The sequence below is a fragment of the Turicibacter sp. St.80E1 genome, assembly GCF_059728495.1.
On sequence record NZ_AP039386.1, the window covers coordinates 421,015 to 433,641 of the forward strand.

The window sequence follows — 12,627 nt, forward strand, 5'->3', positions numbered from 1 at the left end:
ACGCATCATTCCCTATGGACACTTGTTGTGAGTTTCCGATAGGGATTTTTTTGTTTGAGGGACAATTTTGTGAGGCGGGAATATAATACATTAGAACAATAAATAGTTATTCTACCGAAAAGCCATCCGCAATCGGTAGCTGTATTAATTAGAGGAGAGATTAATGTTATGGACCCCGAACCGATGAGCTTCACGCTACAAGTTATTTTAATTTTCACTTTGACTGTCTTAAATGCCTTTTTTGCGGCGGCAGAGATGGCGATTGTTTCTGTTAACCGAACCCGCATTAAACAATTAGCAGAGAGTGGGGATCGCAGGGCCCTTTCGTTGTTGAAGTTATTAGAAGAACCTAATTTGTTTTTATCGACCATCCAGGTCGGGATTACGCTAGCTGGTTTTTTTTCAAGTGCATCCGCAGCGACCACGATTTCAAAGCGGTTAGGAATTTATTTAGCTAGCTTTGGATTTCCTTATGCGGAATGGGTTTCCGTCGTTGTCATGACGCTTCTTTTGTCCTATATCACCCTTGTTTTAGGGGAGTTGGTTCCTAAGCGAATTGCGCTTCAAAAGTCACAACAATTGGCGATGATTGCAGTTAAGCCCATTGTGTTAATTTCAAAACTGGCCAAGCCCTTTGTTCGATGGTTATCTTTTTCAACGAATGTTGTTTTGCGACTCTTCGGACTAAACGATGAGAAATTAGAAGAAAAAGTGTCTCGTGAAGAAATAAAATCGCTCGTTGATGCGGGCGAGGAACACGGCGTCATTAATCAAATTGAGAAGGAAATGATTAATAGTATTTTTGAGTTTGATGATAAATTAGCCAAAGAAGTTATGACCCCACGGACAGAGGTTTATATGATTAATGTGAATCAACCGTTAGCCATCGAACAGTTACTAGAAGAAAATTACTCGCGCATTCCTGTTTATGAAGATCAATTGGATCAAATCGTTGGGGTGCTCTATTTAAAAGACGTTTTAAAAGAAGCCTATCGCGTTGGATTTGATCATGTAGAAGTGAGACCGCTGCTTCATTCTGCCTATTTTGTGCCCGAATGTAAAAATATTGATCAGCTATTTAAAGAACTTCAAAAATCGAGAACGCATCTCGCCTTTTTAATTGACGAATATGGTGTCTTTTCAGGCATTGTAACCATCGAGGATTTAATCGAGGAAGTCATGGGAGAGATTGAGGATGAGTACGATGACGATCATGCGGTGATTGAAGAAATCGGGCAAGGTGTTTATCTTGTGGACGGGTTGATAAGTATTAAGGACTTAAATGAGAAGTTGCACTTAAACTTGTCACAAGAGGGAGAAGACTATGAAACACTTGGAGGTTTTTTACTACAACAAATGAACTATATTCCTAATGAAGGTGAGACGTGTACCGTGACGTATGAGAACTTCGTATTCAAAATCGATGAGGTAAAAGATCGACGCATTGAGCGCGTTAAAATTTATATTCCGTCCACCCATCTAACATAAAAGGACATTTTTGGACATATAGATGTAAAGAGGTGAAGGAATTTAATCCGATATCATGGGGGCCTTGATCGATAGAGGGGGAGTTAGGGATGAACTTAGTACCTTTAATTATTATTTCTGTTGTTGTAGAATCGGCGGTTGAAACATTTAATACGATTGTTAAGAAAAACGGTAAGGTTAGTTATAAAAAAATTGGAGCCATTGTTTTAAGTGTGGCGGTTTGTATGTGTGTTCCATTTGACTTATTCGAAGCGGTTGGAATGGATATGGCATGTCCGTATATTGGTGAATTTGTGACAGGGCTTGTAGTGAGTCGCGGTGGAGGGGTTGTGAACTCTTTAATCGAACGACTCTTATCAGCGGGGACAAAGGAACCCCCACTAGTTGTTTCAAATTCATCAGATAAAGAGGCTTAAACGATTGTTTAAGCTTTTTTTATTAAGATTTGGCAAAGAGTCGTGTATTTTTAGCATGAGAGTCGATGATTTTTAATAAACTATAGAAGTTACATTTGTTTAGGAACAAACAAGGGATTTAATGGATGAGCGTATGAATTTGTTTCTAGATGTAAATAATTGTATAATAGTCAGGTAAGATTCAATGGTTTTAAAAATTAGTAGGAGGTGTTGCACATGTCTCGAATTGCTGCATTTTTTGATATTGACGGAACGATTTATCGTGAAGGTTTAATTACCGAGGTTTTTAAAAAAATTATTAAATATGAACTGATTGAAGAAGAAGTCTGGCATCATGAAGTGAAGCCTGTTTATTTAAAATGGGATCGTCGTGAAGGGGATTATGATGAGTACTTACTTAAAATGGTGGACGCCTATAAACAAGCGATTCTAGGGGTGAGTAAGGAACATATTGAGCATGTGGCTCAAAAGGTGATTAATCAAAAAGGGGATCGAATTTATACGTTCTCACGCGAACGAATGAAATGGCATAAAGAGCAAGGACATATTGTGATCGCGATTTCTGGATCACCTTATGAGTTAGTGAGTAAAATGGCAAATAAATATAAAATGGATGATTATCGCGGAACGATTTATGAAACGGATGAAGCGGGACGTTATAACGGCCATGTGATTCCGATGTGGGATGCGGTAAGTAAACAAAAAGCAATCGATGAACTTCAAGCGAAGTATGATATTGATTTAAGTCAAAGTTTTGCTTATGGGGATACCACTGGGGATTTAACGATGTTTCGCGCAGTAGGAACACCATTTGCCATTAATCCGACAAGGGAACTTATTACGAAGTTAATGGAAGATGAAACCTTAAGACAAAAAATCAACGTCATCGTTGAACGAAAAGACGTGAAATATAAATTAGATATGGATCACATTGAATTACTATAAGAAAAGCAACGTTTAAAAAGTCTCTCACGAAAGGATGAGAGACTTTTTTTTGTGTGAATATTTTTGGGGGAGAGGGTGTCTTAAAATGAAAAGCCATCTTAATTGCCGTGATTAAGTGAATAGCGCTTATCCTTGTTCCATTTAGTAATAAGCGGTTTTTCACGGGAAGGAAGTTCTGTAAATAAGACATTATTTTTATTTTTTAGATAAAAAACCCTTTCTTTATACCAAAAATGACAAAAAAATATCATTTAGAAGGGATATTTGGTATAATTATGGCGGTTATCAAGGTTATTTTCATATATAACGCAAATAAGGTGCGTATGTTTCTACCCGATTTCCGTAAAAAATCGGACTATGAGAAGAGATAGAACATGGGGACGGTGTTCTATCGCAAGGAGGTAACAACATGAAGAAAAATTCAGCTTATGTTTTATTAGTTCCAGGATTTGTTTTGCTTTTATTATTTTTAATGTTGCCCCTATGCGCAACATTATGGCCAACAGTGTTTAGCCATGAATTTTCTTTAAATCAGTATGTCAACTTTTTTAAAGACGATTACTATTTAGAAATATTTTATCGAACGCTGAAAATCTCCTTGATTACTACCTTGGTTTGTACGCTACTTGGGCTACCGACCGCATATTTTATTTCACGTTGTTCATCAAAGTGGAAAGGATTATTAATCGCAATTTCTATTTTTCCATTATTAACGAACTCGGTTGTGCGAAGTTTTGCATGGATTAATATTTTAGGAAAAAATGGTGTGATTAATCAATGCCTCATGAACCTTGGGTGGATTGATGAACCGATGAGTTTGTTATACACAGAGTTTGCTGTGATTATCGGAACCGTTTATTTATTCTTACCCATTATGATTATGACGTTAGTCGGTGTCATGGATAACATCGATAATGACATGATGGAAGCAGCGGAAAGTCTTGGCGCCAATCGGTTCATTGCTTTTATGAAAGTCGTTTTACCGATGAGTGTTCCCGGAATGATTACAGGTGCTGTGTTGGTGTTCACTGGATCGCTAACAGCGTATACGACGCCACAACTTTTAGGAGGAAATAAAACCCTTGTTTTACCAACCCTCATTTATCAACGCGCGATGTCTTTAAATGATTGGACAGGTGCGAGTGTCATTGCAGCGATTATGATTATCACCACGCTAATCGTGATGAAAGGATTAAATGTGATTGCCGCAAAAGTAGATAAGAGAGGTGAGTTAGATGCGTAAAAACAAATTTTTAACCTTTATTTCCCTTGCGGTTTTTATCTTTTTATTCTTTCCGTTATTGATTATTACGGTCACAGCCTTTGGAACAGAGAATACGATTTCGTTCCCCATTAAAGGCTTTACGTTTAATTGGTTTATTAAAGCCTTAAGTTCAAAAACATTTATTGATGCGTTTGCTTTAAGTTTTAAACTTGCATTTATATCGACACTTATTGCGCTCATCATTGGAATTCCTGCAGCCTATGCGATGTCGCGTTATTCGCTAAGAGGGAAGAAGTTATTAAAGAGCTTTTTTCTATCACCGACGATTGTTCCAGGAATTGTAATTGGGTATTCCTTATTTCAATTTTTAGTGATTAAACTTCAGCTTCCCGTTTTTCAAGGATTATTATTTGGACATTTCTTAGTTGTCTTACCTTATATTATCCGAATTGTAGGGGCTTCACTCGAACAATTTGATTTCTCAATTGAAGAGGTCGCTTGGAGTTTAGGATGTAACAAGTTCACTACATTTTTCAAAATCGTTCTACCGAATATTTCAAGTGGGATCATTTCAAGCTTCTTACTTGCTTTCATTAATTCATTTAATAATATTCCGGTTTCGATGTTCTTAACAGGTCCTGGTATTTCAACCTTGCCAACGGCTTTAATGAACTACATTGAATATTATTATGATCCAACGGTTTCTGCCGTATCTGTTTTATTAATGGTAGCCACGATTGTAATTATGTTTATCGTTGAAAAGACATTAGGAATTAACTCATTAGCGAAATAGGAGGAAGACCATGGCATTCGTAGAATTAAATGATATTCGTGTGACATATGACGGAAAAAATGATATTTTAAAAGGATTAAACTTAGAAATGAAAGAAGGCGAATTGGTGTCTTTACTCGGTCCAAGTGGGTGTGGGAAGACAACAACGTTACGAGTGATCGCCGGTTTTATTGATATAGCGGATGGAGAGTTTTTAGTAGATGACGATAATGTTACAAAAACTCCTGTTCATAAACGTAATTTTGGTCTTGTATTCCAAAGCTATGCATTATTCCCTCATTTAACAGTTAAAGATAATGTTGCTTTTGGATTAAAGCTTCGTAAGATGAATAAGCAAGACATCGAGAAGAAAGTTAATCAGATGTTAGAAGTCTGTGGATTGTTAGAGTATAAAGATCGTTTACCAAAACAACTTTCAGGGGGGCAAAGACAGCGTGTCGCTTTAGCCCGCGCTTTAGTTATTGAACCTAAATTATTATTATTAGATGAACCATTAAGTAATTTAGATGCGAAGCTTCGTCTTCAGATGCGCGTTGAGATTAAACGTATTCAAAAGTCGTTAGGAATTACGACTGTGTTTGTAACGCATGATCAAGAGGAGTGTTTTGCGATTTCGGATCGAGTAGCTATCATGAATAAAGGGGTTATTGAACAATACGATACACCAGAAAATATTTATGCACGACCAAAGACCGAATTTGTCGCGCGCTTTATCGGATTTGAAAACTTTATTCCGATGAAACATCACCAAGATCAGCTCTTTTTAAGTCAGGAAACGATGTTTAAAGTGGATCAAGTAAAAGAAGGAGACATGACACTTGGAACGATTCGTCCGGATGATATCGAAGTTGTTGAAACAGTGGGAGAAAACTGTGTGAAAGGGACGGTTGAAGTTCGCACGTTTTTAGGAAAAAGTTATCAATATGAAGTTCAAACAGCAGTTGGAAAAATCATCGTAAATCATGCAGGACCAAAAGGTTATGAAGTGAATGATGAAGTTATTTTACACTTACCATCAAACAAAATCGTCTTAGTTTAATGCGCAAAAGGAGTTTAGACCAATGAAAAAACAATGGAAATTATTAGTTGGAGCATTACTTTTAACAACAGTGATGACAGGATGTTCAGGAAAGTCAGAAGACGAGTCTTCTAAAAAGCAATTAGTTGTTTCAACATGGGGATTAAGTCAAGAAGTATGGGAGAAAGAAGTTAAGGTTCCTTTTGAAGAAAAGTTTGATTGCGAACTTGTGTTAGAAGTGGGAGGAACAAACGAGCGTTATACCAAATTAGCAAATAATCCAAACGCGGCGGTAGATATTATGGAATTATCACAGTCGGCAGCTGCGAATGGATATGACGCAGGATTATTTGAAAAAATCGATTACTCAAAAATTCCGAATGCTGAGTTTTTAATTGATCCAGCTAAACAATTAGCGGAATCAGGAGCTGGAGCTGCGTATGTGATTAATAGTATCGGAATTATTTATGATAAAGAAGCAGTTGGATTTGAAATTAATGATTGGTCAGATTTATGGAATGAAAAATTAAAAGGAAAAATTTCAATTCCTGATATTACAACGACATTTGGACCAGCCATGGTTTATGTTGCAAATGATTACGCAAAAGGAAACATTGAATCAGATGAAGGAAAAGCCGCATTTAAAGCATTAGAAGCCTTAAAACCAAACATCGTTAAAACGTATGCGAAATCAAGTGACTTAGCGAATATGTTTGCATCTGGAGAAATCGCTGTTGCGGTTGTTGGAGATTTTGCTATCCCAACGATTGAACAAGCACAGCCAACGGTTGAATTTGTTGTTCCAGCGTCAGGAACATACGCTAACTTTAATACTATCGATATTAATAAAAACTCTCAAAATAAAGAATTAGCTTATGAATATGTGAACTGGCGTTTAAGTCAAGAGTTACAAGAAAAAACAGCGGTGACGTTAAATGAGGCGCCAACCAATAAAAATGTAGAGTTATCAGCAGAAGTGGCTCAAAATAAAACGTATGGTGAAGTCGCACAAAATGCACGTACGATTGATTACTCATTTGTTAACCCGTTATTAAATAACTGGATTGATCAATGGAATCGTTTAATTAACCGTTAATGAAATAAAATAAAAAAATATCCAATGCAGATGTATTGGATATTTTTCTTTAAGGAGGGTGTTTGAATGCGAACATTAATAAAAAATGCTTGGATTTTAACGATGGATGAACAGTTAACTACTTATCGAAATGGGATGGTGCTCATTGAGGAGACACGGATTGCCTACGTAGGGGAAGCGAATGCGACGTTACTAGAGAGAGCAGATGAAGTGATCGATGCGCGAGGAGGCATTTTAATGCCGGGGATGATTAATACCCATGCCCATGTTTCGATGATTCCGTTTCGTTCATTAGGCGATGATTGTCCGGATCGATTACGTCGCTATCTTTTTCCTCTTGAAAATGAGTGCATGACGGCTTCGTTAGTTTATCATGCAGCCCAGTATGGAATTTTAGAGATGCAACAAAGTGGGGTCACGACTTTTTTAGATATGTATTATTTTGAAGAGGAAGTCGCTAAGGCGTGTGAAGCATTAGGAATGCGCGGCGTATTAGGAGAGACGGTTATTAACTTCGCAACATGTGATACTACGGCTCCTTATGGCGGATTGGCCTACGGTGAAAATTTTATAAAGGAGTGGCAAGGACACGAACTCGTTACTCCGATTATTGCCCCTCATGCGACAAACACCAATGAAGCGTGGGCCTTACAGGCCGCCCACGAGTTGGCAGTTAAATATGATGCCCTGGTAACGATGCACGTGGCGGAAATGGATTACGAGATGGAGGAATTTAGAACGAACTATCAAATGACGCCCATTGAATATTTAGATTCTATCGGGGTTTTAAGTGATCGATTGATTGCGGCACATTGTATCCATTTAAACGAATCAGATATGAAGCTTATGAGTGAGAAACAGACGCGTGTGGCCCATTGCATCGGCTCAAATATGAAAGCGGGCAAAGGAATCGCGCCAGTTAAAGAAATGGTGGCGAGCGGACTGGCTGTTGGATTAGGAACAGACGGACCAAGTAGTGGAAATACACTCGATCTTTTCACCCAAATGAAAACGGCTGTCTATGCCCAAAAAACGCATTATAAGGACCGTTCATTGTTTAAGGCGGAAGAGATAGTGAAGCTTGCAACGATCGGGGGGGCTAAAGTATTAAGGATGGAACATGAAATTGGATCGCTAGAAGTTTCGAAGAAGGCGGATCTTGTTTTAATTGAGACCGATTCTTTGAATATGTTCCCGATTCATGACCCGTATTCGGCGATTGTCTATAGCGCGAACGCCTCTAATGTTGATTCAGTTTGGATTAATGGGCGCCAAGTTTTAAAGAATAAGCAATCCATTTTCAATCAAAAACACGTTAAGGAATCGTTAGCTAAAGAAATGCAGACGTTTAGGCAACGCGCCATTGAGCGCGCGAAAGAATTATAAAAAGGAAGCGTATCGACGAAAAATGAGAGGATGATGGAAGGTGAGGTTTAGGCTTTAGCTTCTCCCTCTCTTGCGCATCAGGAAGTTTCCGTGAAACTATCAGTTAACCGCCCCTAGGGTTAATCCGTTAAAAGAGATATCACAATAAAGCCTTTAATAGTTTATGTTAGATTAGAATTGAAACTCATAATAAATTGGGGTATAATTAGAAAAAAATGGAATAGGGGAGAGATGTATTGTTAAATCATTTATCAAATGGAATTTTTTATTTATTGGCGGCTATCCCTATAGCCTTGTGTATAGTATTAGTTGTTATTAGTTTAAAATTTATTTTAGGTAAAAAAGCTGATATAACGTTTTTCAATACATTCAATGAGCTAATGTGGTTGATTGTTGTCATTAGTATTTTGCTAATTACGGGGATAATTGAAGCAATTATAGGAGGGACATTTGGTGTTACATCTATTTTAGATGGAAGTTCAGTCGTGAGTTTAACTCTTCTGTCAGAGGGAATTACTCCTGCTACCCTTTTAAATATTTTATTATTTATTCCCTATGGTTTTTTTTCTGTCTTAGTATTTAAAAAAATTAAATCTCGACAGATTTATGGAATATTAATTGGATTTTTATTCACATCTATTATTGAAACTATTCAATTATTTACAGGCCGCTTTTTTCAACTAGATGATATTATTATGAATACATTAGGCACGTATATAGGAGTTTTATTAGGAAAAAAATTATTAGATTTAAAACGGAAATAAATTTTAAATAGTAAAAAAGTAAGTAGAATGACTATAGTCATTCTACTTACTTTTTTTATTAGACAACCTTAAGGATGGGGGAGCCCATTTTAGCTGACTCATTCCATGTTCAATGGTTCATTTCACACTTGGTGTTCGCGTCTAACCTATCGGGAGTATAAACAATACCTCCAGTAACCATTGAAAGGTGAGTTCTTCAAATGAATCTCAGGGCATAGGTATGAAACTGAAGTTAGATTCAGGGGAGATGGGATAATCGAATGATCTTTGTTTTAGTGTTTGATAAGAGTAGACAGGAGACTTAGGAAACGAGAGTTCTAATCTTTCTTTATTTAAGATTTAGAGGGGACGTTTGTGATAGAAGTAAAAGGGGAGCGAATTCGCTCCCCTTTATTCAGGTGTTGATTGTTGTTCCCGCAACGTATAGAAAATATAAATGAGGTAAATGGCGATAATCAGGGCTAATGCTCCTGATAAAATTCCTAATACAGGAACGAAATAGCTAAGGCAGGTGGCAACGAATTGGATAATCCCGAGGGTTAAATAATTCGTGATAAACAGGCGTGTTTGCGTTTGTGGATGCCAAATATATTCTGCCTTGATCAGTGAATAGAAAAGATAAAGGGTCGCCAGTTGGGCAGTCAGCGATAGGCTTACTAACGGCCACAACGTCTCATTTCCCGCCGCCTCCTGAAGAAATGGATAAATCAGACTGTAAACAATAAGGGCTATCCCTAAGTATTTAGCTTGGACCATTTCTTGAATGCGTTGGTGCTTTTCCCCGAGATAGGCACCGATGACGATGAGTAGATAGCCGATGCTATCGGGAAGCAAGTGAAGTCCGCCAATGGAAAGATCAAGTGTTGTAAATAGACAACCAATCAATAGATAGGTATAAACTTTTTTCATGAAATCCCCCTCCGTTTATTCCATTATAGCATAACGAGTAGGGCCTAGTTTAAGGCATTTTCATTCACAAAGTTAATGAGTGGTTGCGTATAACTTTCTTGGCTTAAATCAACCGGATGTTTAAAACTTTCCAAAATGCCTTCTTCATCCGCTGTTTTTTTAGCGTGCCCTTTAATCCATAGTTTTAATCCTTGCATAAGAAATTTATCTTTTAGCGTGAGTGTCTGGTAATCAAGACGTCCGGGGAAGTAGAATAAGTGATCGTCTTGAACCGGAAGCAAATGTTTGATGAGCTTTAATTCTTCCTCTGTTGGGTGGCTTGCGCCCACTAAAAAGGTAAGAAAGAGGTGAGGTGGGTAAAGGCGAATCACATCCAATACCTTTTCATAATGATACGGTTTTCCAAGATAAAGAGGCGCCCCGAAAATAACAGTATCGTAAAAGATTAAATCATGTGCTTCCACATTCGCTATTTCTTTTAAATCAGCTTTCAACGCTGTCGCGATTTGTTTAGCATATGTTTCAGTTGTTCCATATTTAGTTGTATAAATAACAAGCGTCGATGTCATAAAATCCCCCTTTTAAGTTTGGCTTAGTACATTGTATTCAAAAGGGGCAATCAGATATGAGTACTGCTTCATATTCTTTAAAGAAAGCGGGTTGATGAAAGGGAAGATTAGCTTTTTCAACGAGGGAAACGCACCGTTGAGAAGTCGAGCAGGAGAGAGGGGAGATAGCTAAGTGTACTCTTTATGTTTAAATGATTGATTCATCAGGTGTCTTGCGGTAAAATATAGAAAAAATGGAGGGGATAATATGAGTGACTGGATGGAAGTTACATTGGAGAATGGGATTAGATTTCTTCCGTTATTAGTAATAGGAATCCTTTTTTAACGAGGAAAGGGGCAACGTTAGTTGCTCCTAGCTATCAAAATCAACAGCAGTTATTAAAGATAATAGGTTATCATCTCATTGTTTTATCGGTTACCTTATTTTTATTATTAGAAGCTTATGCTTATTTTAGAATTTTCTTCGATCAACGGAGCGTTTTATTTGTCCTATTAGTCCCCCTTGTAGTTATTGCTTTATTGATTTCGTTCCATTTTTATACGAAGCGTTTGCAAGTGCAAGATAAACAAAAAAAATAATGAGGATTAGCCTCATTATTTTTTTTATAGGTTTCACCAAAGTTAAGAAAAAAGAATGGCTCCTTTTTATCCTCATCTTCAGGAAAATGACATAAAGTGATAAAGAGGGGAGGCGATTTAGTGATGAGTGAGGATCAAGTCATCGTGTGGGAATCACGCGAAGTGGGGGTACTGCTAGCGTTAGTCGGCGGCTTTTTAGAAAGTTATACCTATCTCTTACACGGGGGCGTTTTTGCGAATGCACAAACAGGAAATATGGTATTATTAACATTAAGTTTAGCCCATCAAGAATGGGGGCAAGTTTTTTATTACTTGGTTCCGATTTTATCATTTTTTATAGGGGCGGCGGTCACAGAGGTTTTGAAGTTACACGAGCGGTGGCACGAGGCGGTAATTGGGGTAGAAATAGTGCTACTTTTTTTCATTGGTTTTTATCCCTTAACAGCTCCTTCGTTAATGGTTAACCTTGTGATTTCTTTTATTTGTTCGATGCAGGTTAGCACTTTTAGAAAAATTCAAGGGGCAGCTTATGCAACGACGTTTTGTACGGGAAACTTACGATCAGCAGCTCAATCTTGGATGGACTATTATTTATTTAAGAACGAGACTGAAAAAGCTAAGGGGCATAATTATTTGCTCATTATTTCCTCCTTTTGTTTCGGAGCATTTATGGGGGCGATCCTTATTCCCTTTTTAAAAACATGGACCGTTTGGATTTGTTGCCTCATGTTAATAAGGGTCTTTTTTAAGATTCGAAAGCGTTAAGGATGTGGTAAAAGATTTTTCCCATAAGAGCGAGTAGGGACATTTGGGGTGAAGGTTCTAGCTTATAAAACACGAAGAACTGAGGAATAATAGGAAGAAAAACACGAGGAAAAGGAGGAAAAAAAGATGGCGCTTGTGAAGCATACGTTAAGCCCCGTTTATGATCGTCAGTCAAAGGTTCTTATTTTAGGAACAATGCCATCGCCTAAATCGAGAGAGGTAGGCTTTTATTACGGTCACCCTCAAAATCGCTTTTGGAAAGTGTTGGCCGCGTTGTTTGAGGAAGATCCATTAACGACAACTGAACAAAAAATTGATTTTTTACACCGTCATCATCTCGCGCTTTGGGATGTGCTAGCGGAGTGTGAAATTGAAGGTGCGGAAGACGCGAGTATTAAGCGCCCAGTTCCCAATGATTTGACGAAACTGCTTGATAAAACGGAGATCAAAACCATCTTTACAACCGGGAAGAAGGCGACTGATTTATATCAAAAGTATTGCTATGGGCAGACACACATAGAGGCAATCGGCCTTCCTTCAACGAGTCCAGCGAATCGTCGAATCAATGACGAACAGTTAAAAAAGGAATACGCCCAAATTTTAAAATACCTCTAGCAAGAGCATCAAAAGCAGGTGGGGCAATGTTTGAGTAAGGTTCCCATGATAACTAATAA

General features: G+C 37.7%; 13 protein-coding genes and 1 riboswitch. Of the genes, 11 read left to right on the forward strand and 2 right to left on the reverse strand.

Going from position 1 to position 12,627, the window contains the following annotated elements; all coding sequences use genetic code 11:
* Positions 1 to 168 precede the first annotated feature (168 nt).
* The 9 genes from AC6I0I_RS02035 (at position 169) to AC6I0I_RS02075 (ending at position 9,131) form a co-directional block, all read left to right on the forward strand.
* The gene (locus AC6I0I_RS02035; RefSeq protein WP_161831039.1) at positions 169 to 1,488 is read left to right on the forward strand and encodes a hemolysin family protein; all 1,320 of its coding nucleotides are present in this window, start codon (positions 169 to 171) and stop codon (positions 1,486 to 1,488) included.
* 89 nt (positions 1,489 to 1,577) lie between these two features.
* Positions 1,578 to 1,904 carry a hypothetical protein gene (locus tag AC6I0I_RS02040; RefSeq protein ID WP_161831040.1) on the forward strand — a complete coding sequence of 109 codons (327 nt, stop codon included), beginning with the start codon at positions 1,578 to 1,580 and terminating at the stop codon, positions 1,902 to 1,904.
* A gap of 216 nt (positions 1,905 to 2,120) precedes the next feature.
* Positions 2,121 to 2,849 carry an HAD family hydrolase gene (locus AC6I0I_RS02045; protein WP_161831041.1) on the forward strand — a complete coding sequence of 243 codons (729 nt, stop codon included), beginning with the start codon at positions 2,121 to 2,123 and terminating at the stop codon, positions 2,847 to 2,849.
* 277 nt (positions 2,850 to 3,126) lie between these two features.
* Positions 3,127 to 3,227, forward strand: a riboswitch (purine riboswitch).
* Between the two features lie 31 nt (positions 3,228 to 3,258).
* Positions 3,259 to 4,092 (forward strand): ABC transporter permease, encoded by an 834-nt coding sequence (locus tag AC6I0I_RS02050; RefSeq protein WP_161831042.1) that lies wholly within the window; start codon positions 3,259 to 3,261, stop codon positions 4,090 to 4,092.
* Positions 4,085 to 4,867, forward strand: a complete 783-nt coding sequence (locus AC6I0I_RS02055; RefSeq protein WP_161831043.1) for an ABC transporter permease — start codon at positions 4,085 to 4,087, stop codon at positions 4,865 to 4,867. The genes AC6I0I_RS02050 and AC6I0I_RS02055 overlap by 8 nt, the downstream gene beginning before the upstream one ends.
* A 10-nt stretch (positions 4,868 to 4,877) precedes the next feature.
* Positions 4,878 to 5,906 carry an ABC transporter ATP-binding protein gene (locus AC6I0I_RS02060; protein ID WP_161831044.1) on the forward strand — a complete coding sequence of 343 codons (1,029 nt, stop codon included), beginning with the start codon at positions 4,878 to 4,880 and terminating at the stop codon, positions 5,904 to 5,906.
* Positions 5,907 to 5,928: 22 nt separating this feature from the next.
* Positions 5,929 to 6,981, forward strand: coding sequence for an ABC transporter substrate-binding protein (locus AC6I0I_RS02065; RefSeq protein WP_161831045.1), 1,053 nt, complete (start codon positions 5,929 to 5,931; stop codon positions 6,979 to 6,981).
* A 66-nt stretch (positions 6,982 to 7,047) separates the two neighbouring features.
* Positions 7,048 to 8,367, forward strand: coding sequence for an amidohydrolase (locus AC6I0I_RS02070; RefSeq protein WP_161831046.1), 1,320 nt, complete (start codon positions 7,048 to 7,050; stop codon positions 8,365 to 8,367).
* Between the two features lie 236 nt (positions 8,368 to 8,603).
* On the forward strand, positions 8,604 to 9,131 hold the full coding sequence (locus AC6I0I_RS02075) for a VanZ family protein (protein ID WP_161831047.1): 528 nt from the start codon (positions 8,604 to 8,606) through the stop codon (positions 9,129 to 9,131).
* A 390-nt stretch (positions 9,132 to 9,521) separates the two neighbouring features.
* Here the strand turns inward: AC6I0I_RS02075 and AC6I0I_RS02080 are convergent, their stop codons facing one another.
* Together AC6I0I_RS02080 and AC6I0I_RS02085 are read right to left on the reverse strand one after the other, a co-directional pair.
* Positions 9,522 to 10,040, reverse strand: a complete 519-nt coding sequence (locus AC6I0I_RS02080) for a hypothetical protein (RefSeq protein WP_262953808.1) — start codon at positions 10,038 to 10,040, stop codon at positions 9,522 to 9,524.
* Between the two features lie 44 nt (positions 10,041 to 10,084).
* Positions 10,085 to 10,609, reverse strand: coding sequence for a flavodoxin domain-containing protein (locus tag AC6I0I_RS02085; RefSeq protein WP_161831049.1), 525 nt, complete (start codon positions 10,607 to 10,609; stop codon positions 10,085 to 10,087).
* A 702-nt stretch (positions 10,610 to 11,311) separates the two neighbouring features.
* Here AC6I0I_RS02085 and AC6I0I_RS02090 point away from each other — a divergent pair.
* Complete coding sequence (locus tag AC6I0I_RS02090) at positions 11,312 to 11,953, forward strand: YoaK family protein (protein ID WP_262953807.1); 642 nt, start codon at positions 11,312 to 11,314, stop codon at positions 11,951 to 11,953.
* 126 nt (positions 11,954 to 12,079) lie between these two features.
* Positions 12,080 to 12,568: a DNA-deoxyinosine glycosylase gene (locus tag AC6I0I_RS02095; protein WP_262953806.1), complete on the forward strand. Its 489-nt coding sequence runs from the start codon at positions 12,080 to 12,082 to the stop codon at positions 12,566 to 12,568.
* Positions 12,569 to 12,627: the final 59 nt, after the last annotated feature.

What these genes read in the sequence shown, in the direction of transcription:
- AC6I0I_RS02035 (WP_161831039.1), top strand. Translation starts at nt 169, where the DNA reads ATGGACCCCGAACCGATGAGCTTCACGCTACAAGTTATTTTAATTTTC.
- AC6I0I_RS02040 (WP_161831040.1), top strand. Translation starts at nt 1,578, where the DNA reads ATGAACTTAGTACCTTTAATTATTATTTCTGTTGTTGTAGAATCGGCG.
- AC6I0I_RS02045 (WP_161831041.1), top strand. Translation starts at nt 2,121, where the DNA reads ATGTCTCGAATTGCTGCATTTTTTGATATTGACGGAACGATTTATCGT.
- AC6I0I_RS02050 (WP_161831042.1), top strand. Translation starts at nt 3,259, where the DNA reads ATGAAGAAAAATTCAGCTTATGTTTTATTAGTTCCAGGATTTGTTTTG.
- AC6I0I_RS02055 (WP_161831043.1), top strand. Translation starts at nt 4,085, where the DNA reads ATGCGTAAAAACAAATTTTTAACCTTTATTTCCCTTGCGGTTTTTATC.
- AC6I0I_RS02060 (WP_161831044.1), top strand. Translation starts at nt 4,878, where the DNA reads ATGGCATTCGTAGAATTAAATGATATTCGTGTGACATATGACGGAAAA.
- AC6I0I_RS02065 (WP_161831045.1), top strand. Translation starts at nt 5,929, where the DNA reads ATGAAAAAACAATGGAAATTATTAGTTGGAGCATTACTTTTAACAACA.
- AC6I0I_RS02070 (WP_161831046.1), top strand. Translation starts at nt 7,048, where the DNA reads ATGCGAACATTAATAAAAAATGCTTGGATTTTAACGATGGATGAACAG.
- AC6I0I_RS02080 (WP_262953808.1), bottom strand. Translation starts at nt 10,040, where the DNA reads ATGAAAAAAGTTTATACCTATCTATTGATTGGTTGTCTATTTACAACA.
- AC6I0I_RS02085 (WP_161831049.1), bottom strand. Translation starts at nt 10,609, where the DNA reads ATGACATCGACGCTTGTTATTTATACAACTAAATATGGAACAACTGAA.
- AC6I0I_RS02090 (WP_262953807.1), top strand. Translation starts at nt 11,312, where the DNA reads ATGAGTGAGGATCAAGTCATCGTGTGGGAATCACGCGAAGTGGGGGTA.
- AC6I0I_RS02095 (WP_262953806.1), top strand. Translation starts at nt 12,080, where the DNA reads ATGGCGCTTGTGAAGCATACGTTAAGCCCCGTTTATGATCGTCAGTCA.